This is a genomic window from Sphaerotilus sp. (genome assembly GCF_034519685.1).
Classification (GTDB): domain Bacteria; phylum Pseudomonadota; class Gammaproteobacteria; order Burkholderiales; family Burkholderiaceae_C; genus Sphaerotilus.
This window is the reverse complement of the sequence record NZ_JAXHOF010000002.1, coordinates 583,766-603,852: the sequence shown is the minus strand read 5'-3', so window position 1 is coordinate 603,852 and position 20,087 is coordinate 583,766. Positions and strand designations below refer to the sequence as shown.

Below are 20,087 nucleotides of genomic sequence, written 5' to 3'. Positions count from 1 at the left end.
AAGCCCCAGGTGGTTTTCACTTGGGGCTTTTTTATATTGACCCATGCTTATCGAAGTGGCACCTTTATATCTTCTGGCAACTGCTCAAAATTACACATCAATACAATGCACTTATTAACCAGATGGCTCGCAATCGACCATAAGCAGGCATTAGGAGAGACGACTAAAGATACATAGCACTAGTAGAGTGCTTAAGATCCAAAGCAAAAGAGGCTTTTAGTAAGATAAAACCTACTATTCTCCACTCAACAGAATAGACAACCATGTCGCCAAAAACTCTCGAAGCCAAGAAGCGGCACCATTACGTTTGGGCAAAATACCTAACCCGCTGGGGAAGCGGCACGAATAATGTTTTCTACACTACAAAGACTGGAAAGATTGCCAAAGACAGCGTGCGCTCCATTGTTGCTGACGACTATTTCTATAAGACTACCGTACTTACCAGTAAACATATCGAGATCATCAAAGGCTTCTCCCGGCAAAGTCCTGAGCATCTCCAAAGACTTCACAAGTCGTACCTAAATGACTTCCTGAAGATGCAGCAAGCTGAGACCGCCTACATTGAGTCTGGCATCCAGAAGGCTTTGTTGCACAACCCACCCCGCCGGCCGATGGTCGAGCGGTGAGGTAGGCTGACAGGATGAGCAAGCCAGCCAAGCAGAAGTACGTGACGAAGAACTGGGCGCCGTACACGAAGGCGCTGAGGGCGCGGGGCTCGCTGACGATGTGGCTGGACCGGGACATGGCGTGGCAGGCTGCGCCGGTCAGCGGCAAGCCGGGGCGACCGGCGACGTACAGCGACGCGGCGGTGCAGTGCTGCCTGACGATGAAGGTGCTGTTCGGACTGGCGCTGCGCCAGACGCAGGGGTTCGTGCAGAGCGTGCTGGGGCTGTCGGGGCTGGACTGGCAGGCACCGGACTACAGCACGATGAGCCGGCGCGAGAAGCGGCTGACGGTGGAGATCACGGCGCGGCCGAGCCGGGGCGGGCTGCACCTGCTGGTGGATTCCACGGGGATCAAGATGCTGGGCGAGGGCGAGTGGAAGACCAAGAAACACGGGGCGGAGTACCGCAGGCAGTGGCGCAAGGTTCACCTGGGGATCGACGCCCAGACGCTGGAGATCCGGGCGATCGAGGTGACGGACAACAGCGTGGGGGATGCGCCGATGCTGCCGGAGCTGCTCAGCCAGATTCCGGCACGAGGAGGCGGTGCTGTCGGTGAGCGGGGACGGGGCGTATGACACGCAGGGCTGCCACGACGCGATCGCCGAGCGGGGAGCCGAGGCGGTGATACCGACGCGCAAGAACGCCCAGCCGTGGAAGGCCAAGCGGCCGGGGGCGGCGGCGCGCAACGAGATACTGCGGGCGACGAACCGGCTGGGCCGGGGGATCTGGAAGAAGTGGAGCGGCTACCACCGGCGCTCGCTGGTGGAGACGAAGATGCGCTGCTTCAAGCTGCTGGGCGAGCGGGTGATGGCGCGCACCTTCGAGCGTCAGGTGGTGGAGCTGCAGGTGCGGGCTGCGGTGCTCAACCGCTTCACCCACCTGGGCACCCCGGTGACGCAGGCTGTGGCGTAACTCCGTCTGGGGTCAGGGGAAACTCGGCTTCGGCGGAGTTGTGCAACAAAGCCTCTCCGAGGCAGAATCCGCCGTACCTCAAAATTCTGACTTTTACTACCCGATCTCGCCACAAGTCGCCTACATCATCTGCGACTCGCATCGATTCGCACCGGGAAAGAATGTGATTAATGAGAGTATCGCTTCAGAACTAAACATCAAAGTCGCATCTCAAGCCATGGTACATATCATTGGGAATTCAGAAAGCGCCATTCAACCCTTCAAAAAGCACATTTGGCGACGCAACCAAAATTCTCCTGATGGTCTTGTTATTTTCTGAACAACAAAATCAAACGGACTCTCATCAGCGCATCTGGTTATCCGGTCTAAACCAGTGAAAAATCTCCAGCGAATCGAAGAACGAGCCCCCCCGCGTCGAGAACCGGGCGATCATCAAATGACTCCCCAGCGCGCTCGCCACCAGACTGCCCCATGAGCCCCACCGTAATCACCCAGCCCCGCCGCAAGCTGCCCATCGGCATCCAGAACCTGCGCGAGGAGATCCGCGAGCAAGGCCATTACTACGTGGATAAGTCGGGGCTGTGCATCGACCTGATCGCGTCGGGCAAGGCCTACTTCCACAGCCGCCCCCGCCGCTTCGGCAAGAGCCTGCTGGTGGACACCTTCAAGGAACTCTTCGAGGGCCACCGCGCACTGCGTCAACACAAACGCAGCGCAAGGTTCCCTGTGACTTCACGTGCTTGAAGGGCTGCATGGCCGAACCAGAGCCTGAGCACTGACCCGCACAACCCTGCCCATCGGATCAGTCTTCCAGTCGATGGGAAAAGTGGTCTTTGCTCATGAGCACGTCAACGCGGTGCACCTTTGCAGGGTGAGCCAGGAGGGCGTTCATGCGCGCAACATCCCGGAAGATGTCGCCACCACCGCCCTCGACATGGGCCTGACGCCCCGCCAGGTCGGGGAAGGCCTCGAAGATGCCGAAGCTTGTCTGTGAGAACCTGACAGCGAACCACGGGCCAGTCGCGGGTTCCATTTCAACGCTGGCCCGGATGTCCTGCAGCATCTGCACCACGGCCTCCTCCTGCCCTGGACGCGCTTCGATCTGGATGAAGAAGGCCTTTCGGCCTTCCACGCCTTGGTCGCCAAGAACCTGTACCCCTCGGTGAAGGGTGAGAGGCTGATTGCTCGACGGCAGGGCTTCCGGCGCGGGAACGTGGGGCATGTGGGGCATGTGGACATCTCCTGAATCTAGGTTTTCCACTGTGGATTCCAGCCCAGCCCAGCACATGCGGGAACGTCGATGTTCCTTGCCTGATTGTCCAAGCCGATGCTGTCTTGCCTGTCGCACCCGCCAGAATGCGCCATGGCCCACGACCTCAAGCAAACTGTTCAGCGCCACACGGAACGGCAGAACGACGCGGCTGTTGACGTCGTCATGCCGGTACGCGGCCTCTACCTGGTCAGACGCACATCGCCAAGCGAACTGGAGCACACGGTGGTGCAGCCTTTGGTGTGCTTGGTGCTGCAGGGCTGCAAACACGTCAGCTTGGGCAGCGGCACATCGACCTATGCCCCTGGAGACACGATGGTCGTCACCGGCAACGTGCCGATGGTGAGTCGCATCAGCAAAGCCAGCGTCGCCGACCCCTATCTGGCGTTGGCGTTTGACCTGGATCTCTCCGTGATCGCCGACCTGGTCATGAACGCGCCTGAAGTCCATTCGCGTCCGTCCGGACAGGACACACAGGATGAACTGCGCGACGCCTTGCGTCGGCTGGTGCTGCTCCTGGATCGCCCGGATTCCCTCGCGGTGCTCAAGGACGGCCTGGTCCGGGAAATTCACCACTGGTTGCTGCTGGGCCATCAGGGCTTGGCCGTCCGACAATTGGGCTCGCCGGACAGCCAGGCAAGGCGCGTCGCCCGCGCGGTGGCGATCTTGCGTGCCCACTATGCCAAACCGGTACCGATCGAGCGCTTGGCGGCAGCAGCCGGCATGAGCCGCTCAGGCTTTCATCAGCACTTTCGTGCCATCACATCACTGTCGCCACTGCAGTTTCAGAAACAGCTGCGCTTGATCGAGGCCCGTCGCTTGCTCGTTTCCAGCGGCAAGATCCTCAGCCAGATCGCGTTTGAGGTGGGGTACGAGAGCACATCACAGTTCAGCCGCGAATACGCGCGGATGTACGGACGGCCACCGACCAAAGACAAGCGGGCGGCGTCTGCGCGGCGTGAGCTGTCCGCACTGCATTCAAACCCCCTGAACAGTCCTGCGCCCGGGCGCTCCTACGATGGCCGGTAACCGCCATCCACATCCGAACCCGCCCATGTCCGACCACCACCCCCACCCCAAGTCCCTCGCCACGCGCCGCCAGGTGTTCCTCGGCGGCTCGGCGCTGGCCGTCGCGTCGGGGCTGGCGAGCTGGTGGCGCTATGCCAGCGCCGCGCAGGTGATGCCCGAGCCGCCCGACGACCGCCCGCGGATGACCGGCCGCGCGCCGGCCATCTTCATCGGCCACGGCAGCCCGATGAACGCGATACAGGACAACGACTTCACCCGCGCGCTGCGCCAGTGGGGCCGTGACCTCGGCTTGCCCAAGGCGATCCTGGTGGTGTCGGCGCACTGGCTGACCGAGCGCGGCGTCCAGGTGTCGGTGGCGCCGCAGCCGGAAACGATCCACGACTTCGGCGGCTTCCCGGCCGAGCTGCACGCACAGCGCTACCCCGCCGCCGGCGCGCCCGAGATCGCCCAGCGCGCCGCCGCCCGGCTCGGCCCGCAGCGCATCGGGCTGGCCGAGCGCGGGCTGGACCACGGCGCGTGGACCGTGCTGCGCCACCTCTACCCGTCGGCGAACGTGCCGGTGTTCCAGTGGTCGATCGACATCACCCGCGACGGCGCCTACCACCTCGGCATCGGCCGGGCGCTGGCAGCGCTGCGCGACGAGGGTGTGCTGATCCTGGGCAGCGGCAACGTGGTCCACAACCTCGGCGACACGGTGCGCGGCGCCCCCGCCACACCGCGCGGGCTGGCGCCGTGGGCCGATGCGTTTGACCAGCGCGTCAAGCAGGCGATCGACGCGGGCGACACCCGGGCGCTGGCCGGCTACGAGCAGCTGACCGCCGAGGCGCTGCACGCGGTGCCGTTCCCCGACCACTACTTTCCGCTGCTCTACGCGATGGGCGCGGCGCAGTCCGACGAGCGCCCGCGCCATGTGTTCGAGGGATTCCAGAGCGGGACGTTGAGCATGCGCTGCGTGCAGTGGTCCTGAAGAAGGCCGTGCGCGCCGGGATGGCCTCAAGCATGTCCACCCAGTGCCGACAACAACTCGCCAGCGCATCGGGCAAGGCGCATCGCCACAAGGCGACCAGCCCTCCTCCCAGCTGACGGTGCCGGTCAGGCGTCGCTCTGCCATCCATTTTCCGAAGGATCCGATCATGAACACGTTCCGCAACCTCAAGATCGGAACCCGTCTGGCCCTGGCGTTCGGCGCCCTGGTCGCGCTGGCCCTGCTGGTGGGCAGCATCGGCATCAACCGCCTGTCGGAGCTGAACACCTCGCTCGCGCTCATCGGCAGCGACCGGGTGCCCAAGGTGCAGTTCGCCGCCGACATCACCGACGATGTGAACCTCATCGCCCGAGAGCTGCGCAACGCGCTGATGTGGGACGACCAGGACAAGATCAAGAAGGCCCTGGACGCCGCCGCCGAAGCACGTGAGCGTGCCAACCGGAACCTGGAGTCCCTGGCCGCCAACATCACCAGCGAAGAAGGCAAGGAGCGTCTGGCGTCGCTGAACAGCGCGCGGGCGGCCTACCTGCCCTTGCAGCAGCAGTTCGTGGACCTCGTGCAGGCCGGCAAGAAGGAAGAGGCCACAACGCTGTTGAGCGAGCGCCTGCGAGATGCCCAGCTGGCCTACATCAAGTCACTGGACAGCCTGAAGGATCTGCAGATTGCGCTCGTCACGCGGGCGGTGGACAACGGCAGCACGCAGTACAGCGAAGCCAAGCTGGTGATGTTTTCCCTGCTGGCCGGCATGGCCGCCATCGGCGCCCTGATGGGCTGGTGGATCACCCGCTCGATCACCGGCCCGATCCACGACGCCATCGGCGTGGCCGAGCGGGTGGCCGAAGGCGACCTCAGCTCCCACATCGACGCCAGCGGCCAGGATGAAGCCGGCCGCTTGCTGGCCGCCCTGAAGGCGATGAACGACAGCCTGGTGGGCATCGTCTCGACCGTGCGCTCCAGCAGCGACAGCATCGCCGCCGGCTCGGCGCAGATCGCCAGCGGCAACACCGACCTGAGCCAGCGCACCGAAGAACAGGCCAGCGCGCTCGAAGAAACCGCCTCATCCATGGAGGAGCTGGGCACCACCGTCAAGCAGAACGCCGACCATGCGCGCCAGGCCAACGCGCTGGCCCTGAGCGCCAGCGCGGTGGCCTCGCAGGGAGGCCAGGTGGTGGGCCAGGTGGTCGGCACCATGCGCGACATCAACGACAGCAGCAAGCAGATCGTCGACATCATCAGCGTCATCGACGGCATCGCGTTCCAGACCAACATCCTGGCGTTGAACGCCGCGGTGGAGGCGGCACGTGCGGGGGAACAGGGCCGCGGCTTTGCCGTCGTGGCCAGCGAGGTGCGCAGTCTGGCGCAGCGCAGCGCTGAAGCAGCCAAGCAGATCAAGACCCTGATCGCGGCCAGCGTGGCGCGTGTCGAGCAGGGCAGCGCGCTGGTCGATCAGGCGGGCGTGACGATGCAGGACGTGGTGAGTTCCATCCGCCGCGTCACCGACATCATGGGCGAGATCAGCACCGCCAGCGCCGAACAGAGCCGGGGTGTCACGCAGGTGGGCGATGCCGTGCGCCAGATGGACCAGGTCACCCAGCAGAACGCGGCACTGGTGGAAGAAAGCGCCGCCGCCGCCGAAAGCCTGAAGCAGCAGGCGCTGCAGCTGGTCCATGCGGTCGCCGTGTTCAAGATCGACAGCAGCTCCGCTGGCCACCGCCCGGCCGCCAGCCCGTCCGCCTCGGCGCGGGCACCCGGTGTCGAGCGCCGCGGCCCCAACCGGGCCGTCAACGTCACGCGCCCCAAGTTCGGCGCAGCCAGAACCGCACCCACGGCAGAGGCCCCGGCGGCGGCGACACCCTCCGCGCAGCCACCGGCCTCGCGCACGGGAACGGACGACTGGGAACGCTTCTGACGCGGTCCCGGCACCGGACTCAGACCAGTCCGAGCCCCTGCGGCGTCACCCCCTCGAACACCCGCCCGAGCTGCGCCGCCGACAGCCCGTACATCCCCTGGAACAAGCCCGCGAACACGCCGCGGTATTCATTGAGCACGGGCCAGTCGCGTTTCTGGTGCAGCGTGTCCAGGCGCACCGCGACCTGTTCTCCAGCGATCCGCCCGCCCCGTACCGACCCGCCCAGCACCCACCAGGTCGAGCCATGCCCGTGGTCGGTGCCGCGGTTGCCGTTTTCGCGGAAGGTGCGGCCGAACTCGCTCATCACGACGACGACGGTGTCGCGCCACGCGGCCTCACCCAGCTCCTGCGCCAGCGCGGCCAGCCCGTTGCCGAGTTCGCCGACGCGGGTGGCCAGCGCGCCGGCACCAGCGCCCTGCCCCACATGCGTGTCCCAGCCACCGACATCGACGAAGCCGAGGCGGTAGCGCTCGCGCATCAGGCGGCCGATGCGGCGCGCCTCACCCTCGAAACCACGCGCGGTGATGGCGTCGCGGCTGGCGGCTTCCATGCCACCCATCAGCTCGCGCTGCGCGGCCTGGCGCACATCGAAACCGTCGTTGACCGGCGCAGCCAGCGGCGTGCCGGCGTACATCTGGCGGATCAGCGCCGCCTGGCGCGCATCGACGCCGCTGCGGCCCACCGAGCCCAGCGCCAGATTCGGCACCTTCACCGCGCCGCGCAGGATCAGCGGCAGGTCGCTGGTCAGCGCGATGGCGTCCCGCGCGCCGAGCACCTCGGCCAGCCGGTTCAGGAAGCCGGAGCGGAAATCACGCCCCGCCGCCGGATCATCGGACTGGCCAAGCTCGATGTGGTCCTGCGTCTCGAAGTGGCTGCGCGAGAGTTCATGCGTGCCGGCAAACGGGATCGCCACCAGCTCGCCGCGTTCATACAGCGGCAGCATCGACCCGGCCCAGGCGGGCGCCAGGCCCCAGTCCGACTGGTCCGGCAGGGTCAGCGCAGCATCCGGACCACTGCCAGGACGGGCAATGGCAATGCGCGGACGGGCGGCGTAGTAATCGTCGCTGCCCACGGGCACCAGCACGCTGGCCGCGTCGTAGGCCCCCCGCAGGAAGACCACCAGCAGCCGAGGCGTCGAGGCCGGCGCAGCCCACAGCCGCCCGGCGCCCCCCACCAGCGGCACGGCAGCCGCAGCCCGCTGCAGGAAATCGCGTCTCGACATCGTCGGCATCGTCATCAGCAGCTCCTCGGCCAGCCCGGCAGGGTCAGCGCAACATGAATTCGGGAGACGACAGCAGGAGCGCATGGCGGTCCTGTGGCGTGGTGGCCTGGGCGAGCACCGCGCGGGTGCGCTCGCTCAGTGGCCGCAGCAGGCGCTCATCCGGGGCGATGGCCGGACGGGGCGGCGTGGCGGGCAGCCGGCTGAGCGTGCGCGCCACCTCGAAGCGGGCCGCCATCTGACCGGAGCCGTTCCAGGCGCTGGCGTCGAGCGGATAGCCGTCCGGTGTGGTCCGGCCGAACAGCGGCTGACCGAGCCGGTTGAGCGCGGCCATCACGGGGGCCATGTCGGTCAGCGGAGCCTGCGGATCGTCCACCAGGCGCAGCGCCGAGAGCACGTAATGCACGGGATCCTTGAACTTGCGCCCCAGCGAGGCCGTGAACTCGGGCGCGGCGATCAGCGTCTCCAGCGTCTGCGCGATGTCGCCATCAGTGGCCAGGAAGCGCTGACTCAGCCGGTCGACCAGCGCAGGCGGTGGCTCGTCCGCGACCAGGAACACCGCCAGCCGGCGGCAGACATGGCGCGCGGTGGAGGGGTGGCGGGCCAGTGCGCCGAGCTGCGCCAGGATCTCGTCCCAGCCGCGCCCGCCCTTGACCCACTGCCCGAGCACGGTCTTGTCGCCCAGGTCGTGGCGGCCGGGGTGGAACTCGGTGAACCCCTCCCGGTGGTAGAGCGGCTGCAGCCGGGGCGCCACCCGGGCCGGCGTGTCGCTGAAGTTCACGCCCAGACCGGTGAGCACGCGGGCGAGTTCCTGCACGTCGCGCTGGCTGTAGCCGCCGTCCACCCCCAGCGTGTGCAGCTCCAGCAGTTCGCGGGCATGGTTCTCGTTGATCCGGCCGACGGCGTTCTGCTCGTTGTCGAGGTAGCGCAGCATGGCGGCATGGGTCGCGCTGGCCACCAGCAGATCGCGGAAGCGGCCCAGCGCATGCGGCCGCAAGGCCTGTTCATAGTCACCGACCAGCAGGCGCAGGTTGGCCTTGGTCTGCCCGACATTGAAGTGGTTGAACCAGAACCAGACCATCTGCTCGCGCAGGCCGTGGGGCGAATGGAGGGCGTGCAGCAGCGAGCGGACCGCGGCCTCGCGGGAGACCGCGACCAGGCGCTGCCGGTAGGCCTGGCGGTCGTCGCCGCGGCGCAATGTCTCCAGCTCGGCCACCAGCGCCGGATGGGCCAGCCGCGAGACAGACAGTGCATCGACAGCACGCTGCACGGGCTCGGGCAGCGCCGCCTGCGCGGGCGGGTGCAGCAGCGTCTGCATGGCAGAGCGGCGCCCGCGCGCGGCCCAGTCGTCGGCGCTGGCCGCACTGGCGCCCCAGGTGAGGCGGTCCAGCCAAGCGAGATCGGCGGGGTCCAGCGCCCGCGCCGCACTGCGCCGGACACCGGACGCACAGCCCGCCAGCCAGAGCGCGCCGCTGCCAGCGACGGTCAGGAACGCTCTGCGCTGAGACACCGGGTGGCTCCAAAAGAAAAAATGCTGCAATGCAACACGAACATGAAGGACTCTCGACTTAGGGATGGCAATGGTTAAGGGTTTACCCCTACATTCAGCGCCATGGGTACTGCAACTAACCACCTCAAGGCGCCGTCCCCGGTGGGCTGGGTTCCGATCCGGCCACTGGGAGAAGCCCATCGGGCACGGATTCTTCAGCACTTGCTGGGGCTCAGCGACCGCGACCGCTACCTGCGGTTCGGCTACACGGCCAATGATGAGCGCATCCGTGCGTACGCCACATCGCTGGACTTCTCCCACGACGATGTGGTCGGCATCTTCAACCAGCGCCTGCAGCTGGTGGCCATCGCCCACCTCGCCTACAGCCAGCTCGCCAGCGCCAACCACGGCCTGAGCCGGATGGCGGAATTCGCGGTGTCGGTCGACCACCGGGCGCGTGGCAAGGGCTATGGCGGACGGCTGTTCGGCTATGCCGTGCGCCATGCGCGCAACCGCGGCGTCGACCGCCTGTTCATCCACGCCCTGAGCGAAAACACCGCCATGCTGCGCATCGCGCGCAAGGCCGGTGCCGACATGCAGCGCGATGGCGGCGAATCGGAAGCCTGGCTGCAGCTGCCGCCGGACAGCGTGCTGAGCCAGATGGAGGAGTTGTTCGCCAACCACGCAGCAGAGGTCAACTACGTCGCCAAGGGCCAGATCCGGCACATGCAGTACCTCTGGGCCCGCTACCGCCACTTCCAGCACCGGGTGCTCCGGATGACGGGCGTTGGCCCGCGATAGCGGCGCGATCTCCACGCAAAGCCCATGCCGCCGGTCCGGAAACGACCTCGGCAGGGAACGTCGGCAGACCTGGTGTCTGCCGATTTCGTTTGCGGTTCCTGAACCGGATTTTTTCAGGATTTTGTTTCACTCAGACAAGGTATTCACAACAACTTACATAATTGCATAGGATGACGCCCAAGTACTGGCCGCTTCTGCCGATTCCGTACAGACCTGACCCGTTCCCTGTTGTTCACTTCATTGCCGGAAAGCACCATGCCCACCCAAGTCTGGATCCTTGCCCTCGCCGCGATCGCTGGCATCGTCGGACTGGCGGTGCTGGTGCTGCGCCGCTCGGGCAGCGCGACCTCCGCCAAGACCGTCGACCTGCCGACCGAATGGCCGTTGACCCAGCGTCCGATCTTCTCGCCCGAGGAACGCGCCCTCTACCGCCAGCTGCGCACCGCGCTGCCACACCACACCATCCTGGCCAAGCTGCCGCTGGTGCGCTTCTGCCAGCCGGAGGACCGCGAAGAGCTGCGCTACTGGTTCAACCTGCTCGGGCCGATCCATGTGAGCTTCGTGGTGTGTGCGGAAAATGGCCGTGTGCTGGCCGCCGTCGACATCGAGCGCCCGAACCGCCCGCCGGCCAAGCGCGTCTCGGCGATCAAGCTGGCGGTGCTGGAAGCCTGCCGCATCCGCTATGTGCGCTGCCGCTCGGACCAGCTGCCGACCGCCACCGAGCTGCAGCTGCTGGTGCCGGTCAACGGTGAAGGCCAGGGCCAGCGTCCGGCCGTGCCGGGCAATGTCCCGGAGACGCCGGCCCGCACGGCGCCCAGCCATGCGACCGCAGCGTCCCGCACAGCCCGGCCCACCGCCACGCCGGGCGCCCCTGACGCACCCACCACGCCCGGCGCAGCGGCTGCCGCGGCGGCGAGCGGGCAGTGGTATGAATCCGGCTTCTCGCAGGATTCCTTCTTCGCCCCGGAAACCCAGCGCGATCCCTTCGACGACACCCCGGTCCGCAGCCCCGCCGCCCCGACCCCCGGCCCGAAGAACTGGGCTGGCCCGTCCACCAGCAAGTTCCAGCCGGGCGACTTCGGCCCGCCGGGCGACGCGGGCGGCGACATCATCGGGCGGCGCTGAACGGTCGCGGGTCCAGGGCTGGTCTAGGATGCGGCATGACCGCATCCCCCGCTCCCGCCGTTGCCCCGACCCCTGACGAACAGCCCTATGCGGGGCTGACCCCGCACGCGGTGCTCGACGCGCTCGACGCCGCCGGCCTGCGCGGCGATGGCCGCATCCTGCAGCTCAACTCCTACGAGAACCGCGTCTTCCAGGTCCATCTGGAGGAAAGCCTCGACCCGGCGACACCGCTGCCGGGGGTAGTGGTCGCCAAGTTCTACCGCGCCGGCCGCTGGAGCGACGCGCAGATCCTCGAAGAACACGCCTTCGCCCGCGAACTGGCCGAGGCCGAGGTGCCGGCGGTGCCGGCGCTGGCCCTGACGATCGCCGCCGATCTGCGCCCGGAAGCCGCCGACATCACGCTGCTGGGCCAGCCGCCCACGCTCGCCCGCCTGGGCGGCTGGCGCTACGGCGTGAGCCCGCGCTGCGGCGGACGCTCGCCTGAACTCGAAGACCCGCTGACGCTGGAGTGGATCGGCCGTTTCCTGGCGCGGTTGCACCTGGTCGGCCAGCAGCGCCGCTTCGAACACCGCGTGACGCTGGACGGCAGTGCCGCGGCGCGCGCCTCAGTGCAGTGGCTGGTGGACAGCGACCTGCTGCCGATGGGTGCGCTCGGCGGCTGGCACAGCGCCTGCCTGCGGGCGCTGGATGCGGTGGATGTGCGCTTTGCGCGGCACGGCGCGCTGGAGCTGATGCGCATCCACGGCGACTGCCACGCCGGCAATGTGCTGTGGACCTCGCACGGCCCGCACTTCGTCGATCTGGACGACGCGGTCAACGGCCCGGCGGTGCAGGATCTGTGGATGCTGCTCGGCGGCGAGCGCCACGAGATGCAGGCCCAGCTCGGCGCGCTGCTCGACGGCTACGAGACCTTCCGCGAGTTCGATCGCCGCGAGCTGGCGCTGATCGAGCCGCTGCGCACGCTGCGCATCGTCCAGCACAGCGCCTGGATCGCCCGCCGCTGGAACGACCCGGCCTTTCCGATCGCGTTCCCGAACTTCGAGAGCCCGTCGTACTGGGCGCAGCAGACGACCCAGTTGCACGAGCAGATCGAGGCGATGGCGGAGGAGCCGCTCATCGCCTGACCTGCCACCCGAAGGGCGCTGTCCGGATCAGCCCAGGATCAGCGCCTGGATGCGCTTGACATGCGCAGCCGGGTCATCGAGCTGACCGCCTTCGGCCAGCAGCGCGTTGTCGAACAGCACCTGCGCGAGGTCGTCGAAGGTGCCCGAGCCGTCGGGCAGCGCAGCGAGCTTCTTCACCAGCGCGTGGTCGGCGTTGACCTCCAGCACCGGCTTGGACGACGGCGCGGCCTGACCGGCCTGCTTGAGCAGGCGCGCCAGGTGGCCGCTCATGTCGCCTTCCTCGGTCACCAGACAGGCGGGCGAATCGACCAGGCGGGTCGTCACGCGCACGTCCTTGGCACGCTCACCCAGGGCGGTCTTCAGGCGGTCCAGCGTCGGCTTGAAGCCTTCGGCGGCGACTTCGGCCTGCTTCTTCTCTTCCTCGTCCTGGAGCGAACCCAGGTCGACCGCGCCCTTGGCGACGCTCTGCAGGTTCTTGCCCTCGAACTCGTAGAGGTGGCTCAGCATCCACTCGTCCACACGGTCGGTGAACAGCAGCACCTCGATGCCCTTCTTCTTGAAGATCTCGAGCTGCGGGCTGTTCTTGGCGGCGGCCAGCGTGTCGGCGGTGATGTAGTAGATCGCCTCCTGGCCGTCCTTCATGCGCGCCACGTAGTCGGCGAAGGAGACGCCTTCATCGGCGTGCGTGGACGCGAAGCGCAGCAGCTTGGCCAGGCGCTCCTGGTTGGCGTGGTCTTCGCCGACGCCTTCCTTCAGCACCGCGCCGAACTCCTTGTAGAAGGCGGCGTACTTGGCCTTGTCCTCGGCGGCGGTCTGCTCGTCGCTGCTGTCGGCCAGCGATTCGAGCATCGACAGCACGCGCTTGGTCGAGCCTTCGCGGATCGCCTTCACGTCGCGGCTTTCCTGCAGCAACTCGCGGCTGACGTTCAGCGGCAGATCAGCCGAGTCGATCACGCCCTTGACGAAGCGCAAGTAGGTCGGCATCAGCGCCTCGGCGTCGTCCATGATGAAGACGCGCTTGACGTAGAGCTTCACGCCGCCGCGCTTGTCGCGGTTCCACAGGTCCATCGGCGCCTTGGCCGGGATGTAGAGGAGCTGGGTGTACTCGGTGCGGCCTTCGACGCGGTTGTGCGTGTAGGCCAGCGGGGCGGTGGTGTCGTAGGTGAGCTGCTCGTAGAACGACTTGTACTCGGCGTCGGTGATGTCCGACTTCGAGCGCGCCCACAGGGCCGCCGCCTTGTTGACCGGCTCCCACTCGTCCGCGATGACGTTCTCGCCCTTCTCGGCGTCCCAGCTTTCCTTGCGCATCAGCACGGGCAGCGAGATGTGGTCGCTGTACTTGCTGATGATGGACTTGAGCTTCCAGGTGGAGAGGAACTCGTCCTCGCCTTCGCGCAGGTGCAGGATGACGTCGGTGCCGCGCGTCTCGCGGGTGATGGTCTCGACCTCGAAGTCGCCCGTGCCTTCGCTCGACCAGCGCACGCCTTCGGTGATGGCCACGCCAGCGCGGCGCGACTCCACCGTGATGCGGTCGGCGACGATGTAGCCCGAGTAGAAGCCGACACCGAACTGGCCGATCAGGTTGGCGTCCTTGGCCTGCTCGCCTTCGAGCTTGCCCATGAACTCGCGGGTGCCGCTCTTGGCGATCGTGCCGAGGTGCTCGATGGCTTCCTGCGCCGACAGGCCGATGCCGTTGTCGCTGATGACGATGCGGCGGGCAGCCTTGTCGAAGCTGACGCGGACTTCCAGGTTGGGCTGGTCCTCGAACAGCGCGGTGTTGTTCAGGGCCTCGAAGCGCAGCTTGTCGCAGGCGTCCGACGCATTGGAGACGAGTTCGCGCAGGAAGATCTCCTTGTTCGAATACATCGAATGCGTGACGAGGTGCAGCAGCTGCTTCACTTCGGCCTGGAATGACAGGGTTTGCTTGTCCATGGTCGGTCGGTTCTCTTGTGTGCAGAGGGTCAGAGGTTGTCAGATGGGCAGCAGAATGGGGGCTGATGCCAGGTTTTCAAGGACGTGATTTTTCTCGCTGAATTGAAAGAAATTGATACGAGGAGGCCTGCAGGCTTGCACGCGGCTTCCCGCAGGCACGGTGCCTGCGTTACAAGCGGACCCGCGGATGAACAGGTGGCATGCTCCAGCGACAGCCCTTGCCTGCCGTGATTTACAGCACGGGCGGGATCACCGATCATCCACAGTCCGATTTTCAATTTCCGCCGATCCAACCGACCCCGTGGCAACCGACACCCTCAACGATGGACCCCAGAGCACCCTGTCCGGGGTCGCGCGCGTGCTGGTGCATGCAGGAAAGATCACCTCGCGGACTGCGGAGGAGCTGGCGAGCAAGGCCAGGGAACAGCGGCGCAGCTTCGTCTCGGCCGCGGTGGCCGCACAGGCGCTGAGCCCGGCCGATCTGGCGCATTCGCTGTCGACGGCGCTGGCCATTCCGCTGCTGGACCTGGACGTGGTCGACGTCACCCGTCTGCCGCAGAACCTGGTCGACTCGCGCACCCTGTCGCAGTACCAGGTGCTGGTGCTGGGCAAGCGCGGCAACCGGCTGTTCATCGGCGGCGCCGATCCCACCGACCAGGAAGCGGTCGACCGCATCAAGTTCGCCACCCAGCTCACGCCCGAATGGGTCATCGTCGAATACGACAAGCTCGCCCGCATCGTCGACGCCAAGACCACCTCGGCCAACGACGCGCTGGACTCGATCGTCTCGGGCGAGTTCGACTTCGACGTCGAGGAACAGGATCCGAACGCCAAGCCCGACGAGGAAGTCACCGCCGAGGTCGAGGATGCGCCGGTCGTGCGCTTCCTGCAGAAGATGCTGATCGACGCGATCAACATGCGCGCCTCCGACCTGCACTTCGAGCCTTACGAGAACACCTACCGCGTGCGCTTCCGCATCGACGGCGAGTTGCGCGAGATCACGCAGCCGCCGATCGCCATCAAGGACAAGCTGGCCTCGCGCATCAAGGTCATCAGCCGGCTGGACATCGCCGAGAAGCGCGTGCCGCAGGACGGCCGCATGAAGCTGAAGTTCGGCAACAAGGCGATCGACTTCCGGATCTCGACGCTGCCGACGCTGTTCGGCGAGAAGATCGTGATCCGGATCCTCGACCCGTCCTCGGCCAAGCTCGGCGTCGATGCGCTGGGCTATGAGCGCGACGAGAAGGAGCGGCTGCTGTCGGCGATCAAGCGGCCGTACGGGATGATCCTGGTCACCGGCCCGACCGGCTCGGGCAAGACCGTCTCCCTCTACACCTGCCTGAACATCCTGAACCAGCCCGGCATCAACATCTCGACCGTGGAAGACCCGGCCGAAATCAACCTGCCCGGCGTCAACCAGGTCAACGTCAACGACAAGGCGGGGATGAACTTCGCCACCGCGCTGAAGGCCTTCCTGCGCCAGGATCCGGACGTCATCATGGTCGGCGAAATCCGCGACCTCGACACCGCCGACATCGCCATGAAGGCGGCCCAGACGGGTCACCTCGTGCTGTCCACGCTGCACACCAACGACGCGCCGACCACGCTGACGCGGCTGCTGAACATGGGCGTGCCACCGTTCAACATCGCCGCCAGCGTGATCCTGATCACCGCACAGCGGCTGGCGCGGCGGCTGTGCGAGAACTGCAAGGCACCCGCCGACTTCCCACGCGAAGCCCTGCTGCGCGCGGGCTACAAGAGCGAGGAACTCGATGGCAGCTGGCGGCCGTACAAGGCGGTCGGCTGTTCGGCCTGCAACAACGGTTACCGCGGACGTGTGGGTCTGTACCAGGTCATGCCGATCACCGAGGCGATCCAGCGCATCATCCTGGCCCAGGGCAACGCGATCGACATCGCCACACAAGCCCAGCGCGATGGCGTGCGCGACCTGCGGACCTCGGGGCTCCTCAAGGTTCGCGTGGGGGTGACGACACTGGAAGAAGTGATCTCGGTCACCAACCAGTGACCCGTCGAACCGACGAACCGACGAACCCATGAACGATCGAACGAGCCGGTGAGCGGCGCACGGAGACGCAATGGCCACAGCGGCTGCATCCAGATCAGCATCGAAGAAGGTCAAGGACTTCGTCTTTGAATGGGAAGGGCGTGACCGCAACGGCAAGGCCGTGCGCGGCGAGATGCGCGCCGGCGGCGAGGCCATGGTGAACGCCAGCCTGCGCCGACAGGGTGTCCTCGTCAACAAGGTCAAGAAGCGCCGCATGTCCGGCGGCAAGGCGATCAAGGGCAAGGACATCGCCATCTTCACGCGCCAGCTCTCGACGATGCTGAGGTCGGGCGTTCCGCTGCTGCAGGCCTTCGACATCGTGGCGCGCGGCAGCCCGAACCCGCGCCTGACGCGCATGCTCAACGACATCCGCGGCGACGTGGAGACGGGCACCAGCCTGTCGGCCGCGCTGCGCCGCCATCCGCTGCATTTCGACGCGCTCTACTGCAACCTCGTCGAAGCCGGTGAAGCCGCCGGCATCCTGGAGACGCTGCTCGATCGCCTGGCCACCTACCAGGAAAAGACGATGGCGCTGAAGCAGAAGATCAAGTCGGCGCTGGTGTATCCGGTGGCGGTGCTGGTCGTCGCCTTCGTCGTGGTCGCGGTGATCATGATCTTCGTGATCCCGTCGTTCAAGGAGATCTTCAGCTCCTTCGGCGCCGACCTGCCCACGCCGACGCTGATCGTGATCGCGATGTCGGAGTTCTTCGTCGACTACTGGTGGCTGATCTTCGGCAGCATCATCGGCGCGGTCTACTTTTTCATCGAAAGCTGGCGCCGGTCGCCCAAGATGCAGGTCGCCATGGACCGGCTGCTGCTGAAGCTGCCTGTGTTCGGGGATCTCGTCCACAAGGCGACGGTGGCGCGCTGGTGCCGCACCCTGTCCACCATGTTCGCCGCCGGCGTGCCGCTGGTGGAGGCGCTGGATTCGGTGGGCGGCGCGTCCGGCAATGCCGTGTTCGCCCTGGCAACCGAGCAGATCCAGCGCGATGTGGCCACCGGCGCGGCGCTGACCTCGTCGATGCAGTCGGCCGGCATCTTCCCGAGCATGGTGCTGCAGATGAGCGCCATCGGCGAGGAGTCCGGCTCGCTCGACCAGATGCTCGGCAAGGTCGCCGACTTCTACGAGCAGGAAGTGGACGAGGCGGTCAAGGGCCTGTCCACGCTGATGGAGCCGATCATCATCGTGGTCCTGGGCACCATCATCGGCGGCATCGTGGTCGCGATGTACCTGCCGATCTTCAAGCTCGGTCAGGTGGTCTGAACGCATGGTCTTCGATCCCGTGGCCGTGGGCTGGCTGCTGTCGCCGGTCGCCCTGGGGCTGTTCGGTCTGTGCATCGGCAGCTTTCTCAATGTGGTGGTGCACCGGCTGCCGCTGATGATGGAGCGCCAGTGGCGCGCCGAAAGCGCCGAGCTGCTGGGCGTCGAGGCGGCGCACCCGCCCGGCGACGACGGCTCGCCGCTGAGCCTGGCGCGTCCGCGCTCGCGCTGTCCGCACTGCGGCCATGTGCTGCGCTGGCACGAGAACATCCCGCTGCTGGGCTGGCTGAAGCTGGGCGGGCGCTGCTCGGCCTGCCGCGCGCCGATCAGCAAGCGCTATCCGCTGGTCGAGGCCGGCTGCGGACTGCTGTTCGCCGCGATCGGCTGGCGCTTCGGGGCCGAGCCGGTGACGCTGCTGTGGTGCGCCTTCGCGGCCATGCTGCTGGCGATGTCGCTGATCGACTGGGACACGACACTGCTGCCCGACTCGATGACCCAGCCGCTGGCCTGGGCCGGGCTGATCGCCGCGGCGATGGGCTGGATTCCGCTGACGCTGAGCCAGTCGCTATGGGGTGCGGTGGCGGGGTATCTGAGCCTGTGGAGCATCTTCTGGCTCTTCAAGCTCGCCACCGGCAAGGACGGCATGGGCGCGGGCGACTTCAAGCTGCTGGCCGCGCTGGGCGCGTGGCTGGGGCCGGCGATGCTGCTGCCGATCGTGCTGGGCGCATCGCTGCTTGGCGCAGTGGTGGGCATCGGCATGAAGCTGAGCGCCAAGCTGCGCGAGGGCCGCTATGTGCCGTTCGGGCCGTTCCTGGCGGGCGGCGGCGCGGTGGTGCTGCTGGCCGGCAGCGAGCGGGTGATGCAGTGGATGGGCTGGGCATGACGCCCCCCAAGCCGGTGCGCCGGGTCGGTCTGACCGGCGGCATCGGCAGCGGCAAGAGCACCGTGGGCCGCTTCCTGCGCGAGCGGGGCGCCTGGCTCGTCGACACCGACGCCATCGCCCACCGCCTGACCGCCCCCGGCGGACGTGCCATCCCCGCCATCGCCGCGCAGTTCGGTGCCGACGTGATCGCCGAGAGCGGCGCCATGGACCGCGCCCGGATGCGCGAGCGGGTCTTCGCCGACCCGGCGCAGCGCCGCGCGCTGGAAGCCATCCTGCACCCGATGATCGGCGAGGACACCCGCGCCGAGGCCGCCGCCGCACCGGACGGCGCGATCGTGGTGTTCGACGTGCCGCTGCTGGTCGAGTCTGGCCGCTGGCGGGCGCAGGTGGACCGGATCCTGGTGGTCGACTGTGCTGTGGAGACACAGATCGCCCGTGTCATGCAGCGCAATGGCTGGACCGCCGACGCGGTGCAGCGCATCATCGACCAGCAGGCCAGCCGGGCACAGCGGCTGGCGGTGGCCGATGACGTGATCGTCAACGACGGCCTTGAACTGGAAGAATTGGCCAGCGAAGTTCAAAGGATCTGGTCAGGCTGGCTGTGAAACAATCGTCTCGACCGGGCCGCGCCAGCGCCTGGACCGTGGGAGCGCATGGCCTTGATCTACTACGAATACCCGTTCACTGAAGGTGTCCGCACGATGCTGCGGCTGGAGCGCCTGTTCACGCGCCTGGCGCAACTCGTGCCACGCGACACCGCCACCGACCACCACTACGCGCTGGCCACCCTGTTCGAGATCATGGACGTGACCTCGCGCACCGATTTCCGCTCCGACCTGCTGCAGGAACTGGCCCGCCAGCACACCCTCTTCGAGGGCTACCGCGGCAACCCGTCGATCTCGGAAGGCGCCCTCAACCTCGCCATCGACCGCATCAGCAGCGCCCACCGCCGCCTGCAGGCCACGCCGCCCAAGCCCGAACAGGCTCTGGCGTCCAACGAATGGCTGATGGGCGTGCGCAGCCGGATCAACATTCCCGGCGGCACCTGCGAGTTCGACCTGCCCGCCTATTTCGCCTGGCAACAGGAGCCGGCCAACCGGCGTCGGCACGACCTGCTGCGCTGGGTCGGTGTGCTCGATCCGCTGGCAGAAGCGCTGGAGGTGAACCTGGGCCTGCTGCGCGAGGCGGGCATCACCCAGATGGTGCCGTTCCGCAGCGGCCTGTTCCAGCAGAACCTGACGGGCAGCCGCCCGCTGCTGCTGGCCCGGCTGCAGGTCGAGCCAGGCACCCACCTGATCCCGGAAATCAGCGGCAACCGGGTGCTGCTGGCGATCCGGCTGACCCGCGCCGACCACGAAGGCAAGCTGCGCCCGATGACCGAAAGCACCCAGCTCCCGCTGACGCTCTGCGCCTGACCC

18 protein-coding genes and 1 pseudogene are annotated in these 20,087 nt (G+C 66.9%); 15 read left to right on the top strand and 4 right to left on the bottom strand.

Annotation, left to right across the window (positions count from 1 at the left end; all coding sequences use genetic code 11):
• The first annotated feature begins 263 nt into the window (after positions 1-263).
• The 4 genes and pseudogenes from U5O44_RS03260 to U5O44_RS03245 all read left to right on the top strand — a co-directional run bounded on the left by U5O44_RS03260 (position 264) and on the right by U5O44_RS03245 (position 2,321).
• On the top strand, positions 264-626 hold the full coding sequence (locus U5O44_RS03260; protein WP_322587019.1) for a hypothetical protein: 363 nt from the start codon (positions 264-266) through the stop codon (positions 624-626).
• 14 nt (positions 627-640) lie between these two features.
• A pseudogene (locus tag U5O44_RS03255) lies at positions 641-1,577 on the top strand (IS5 family transposase).
• 40 nt (positions 1,578-1,617) lie between these two features.
• Positions 1,618-1,896, top strand: coding sequence for a hypothetical protein (locus U5O44_RS03250; protein WP_322587018.1), 279 nt, complete (start codon positions 1,618-1,620; stop codon positions 1,894-1,896).
• A gap of 152 nt (positions 1,897-2,048) precedes the next feature.
• The gene (locus U5O44_RS03245) at positions 2,049-2,321 is read left to right on the top strand and encodes an AAA family ATPase (RefSeq protein ID WP_322587017.1); all 273 of its coding nucleotides are present in this window, start codon (positions 2,049-2,051) and stop codon (positions 2,319-2,321) included.
• A 58-nt stretch (positions 2,322-2,379) separates the two neighbouring features.
• On the opposite strand, the gene U5O44_RS03240 is transcribed toward U5O44_RS03245, so the two are convergent.
• Positions 2,380-2,808, bottom strand: a complete 429-nt coding sequence (locus U5O44_RS03240) for a putative quinol monooxygenase (RefSeq protein ID WP_322587016.1) — start codon at positions 2,806-2,808, stop codon at positions 2,380-2,382.
• A 132-nt stretch (positions 2,809-2,940) separates the two neighbouring features.
• Between U5O44_RS03240 and U5O44_RS03235 the strand changes: the two genes are divergently transcribed.
• The 3 genes from U5O44_RS03235 (at position 2,941) to U5O44_RS03225 (ending at position 6,770) form a co-directional block, all read left to right on the top strand.
• Positions 2,941-3,876 (top strand): AraC family transcriptional regulator, encoded by a 936-nt coding sequence (locus tag U5O44_RS03235; protein WP_322587015.1) that lies wholly within the window; start codon positions 2,941-2,943, stop codon positions 3,874-3,876.
• Between the two features lie 25 nt (positions 3,877-3,901).
• Positions 3,902-4,843 carry a 4,5-DOPA-extradiol-dioxygenase gene (gene ygiD, locus U5O44_RS03230; RefSeq protein WP_322587014.1) on the top strand — a complete coding sequence of 314 codons (942 nt, stop codon included), beginning with the start codon at positions 3,902-3,904 and terminating at the stop codon, positions 4,841-4,843.
• Between the two features lie 166 nt (positions 4,844-5,009).
• Positions 5,010-6,770, top strand: coding sequence for a methyl-accepting chemotaxis protein (locus U5O44_RS03225; RefSeq protein ID WP_322587013.1), 1,761 nt, complete (start codon positions 5,010-5,012; stop codon positions 6,768-6,770).
• A gap of 19 nt (positions 6,771-6,789) precedes the next feature.
• Here U5O44_RS03225 and U5O44_RS03220 read toward each other — a convergent pair whose 3' ends face one another.
• On the bottom strand, positions 6,790-7,992 hold the full coding sequence (locus U5O44_RS03220; RefSeq protein WP_322587111.1) for a DUF1501 domain-containing protein: 1,203 nt from the start codon (positions 7,990-7,992) through the stop codon (positions 6,790-6,792).
• A 43-nt stretch (positions 7,993-8,035) separates the two neighbouring features.
• On the bottom strand, positions 8,036-9,499 hold the full coding sequence (locus tag U5O44_RS03215) for a DUF1800 domain-containing protein (RefSeq protein ID WP_322587012.1): 1,464 nt from the start codon (positions 9,497-9,499) through the stop codon (positions 8,036-8,038).
• A 102-nt stretch (positions 9,500-9,601) separates the two neighbouring features.
• On the opposite strand from U5O44_RS03215, the gene U5O44_RS03210 reads away from it, so the two are divergent.
• The 3 genes from U5O44_RS03210 to U5O44_RS03200 all read left to right on the top strand — a co-directional run bounded on the left by U5O44_RS03210 (position 9,602) and on the right by U5O44_RS03200 (position 12,528).
• Positions 9,602-10,279: a GNAT family N-acetyltransferase gene (locus U5O44_RS03210; RefSeq protein ID WP_322587011.1), complete on the top strand. Its 678-nt coding sequence runs from the start codon at positions 9,602-9,604 to the stop codon at positions 10,277-10,279.
• A gap of 255 nt (positions 10,280-10,534) precedes the next feature.
• The gene (locus U5O44_RS03205) at positions 10,535-11,404 is read left to right on the top strand and encodes a DUF2726 domain-containing protein (protein ID WP_322587010.1); all 870 of its coding nucleotides are present in this window, start codon (positions 10,535-10,537) and stop codon (positions 11,402-11,404) included.
• Between the two features lie 35 nt (positions 11,405-11,439).
• Positions 11,440-12,528 carry a serine/threonine protein kinase gene (locus tag U5O44_RS03200; RefSeq protein ID WP_322587009.1) on the top strand — a complete coding sequence of 363 codons (1,089 nt, stop codon included), beginning with the start codon at positions 11,440-11,442 and terminating at the stop codon, positions 12,526-12,528.
• A 27-nt stretch (positions 12,529-12,555) separates the two neighbouring features.
• On the opposite strand, the gene htpG is transcribed toward U5O44_RS03200, so the two are convergent.
• Positions 12,556-14,460, bottom strand: a complete 1,905-nt coding sequence (gene htpG, locus U5O44_RS03195) for a molecular chaperone HtpG (RefSeq protein WP_322587008.1) — start codon at positions 14,458-14,460, stop codon at positions 12,556-12,558.
• A 301-nt stretch (positions 14,461-14,761) separates the two neighbouring features.
• Between htpG and pilB the strand changes: the two genes are divergently transcribed.
• From pilB to zapD, 5 genes are all read left to right on the top strand, one after another.
• Positions 14,762-16,486: a type IV-A pilus assembly ATPase PilB gene (gene pilB / locus U5O44_RS03190; RefSeq protein ID WP_322587007.1), complete on the top strand. Its 1,725-nt coding sequence runs from the start codon at positions 14,762-14,764 to the stop codon at positions 16,484-16,486.
• Positions 16,487-16,556: 70 nt separating this feature from the next.
• On the top strand, positions 16,557-17,789 hold the full coding sequence (locus U5O44_RS03185; protein ID WP_322587006.1) for a type II secretion system F family protein: 1,233 nt from the start codon (positions 16,557-16,559) through the stop codon (positions 17,787-17,789).
• A gap of 4 nt (positions 17,790-17,793) precedes the next feature.
• On the top strand, positions 17,794-18,669 hold the full coding sequence (locus U5O44_RS03180; protein WP_322587005.1) for a prepilin peptidase: 876 nt from the start codon (positions 17,794-17,796) through the stop codon (positions 18,667-18,669).
• The gene (coaE, locus tag U5O44_RS03175; protein ID WP_322587004.1) at positions 18,666-19,274 is read left to right on the top strand and encodes a dephospho-CoA kinase; all 609 of its coding nucleotides are present in this window, start codon (positions 18,666-18,668) and stop codon (positions 19,272-19,274) included. The genes U5O44_RS03180 and coaE overlap by 4 nt, the downstream gene beginning before the upstream one ends.
• Positions 19,275-19,328: 54 nt before the next feature.
• Positions 19,329-20,084, top strand: a complete 756-nt coding sequence (gene zapD, locus U5O44_RS03170) for a cell division protein ZapD (RefSeq protein WP_322587110.1) — start codon at positions 19,329-19,331, stop codon at positions 20,082-20,084.
• The last annotated feature ends 3 nt before the right edge of the window (positions 20,085-20,087 follow it).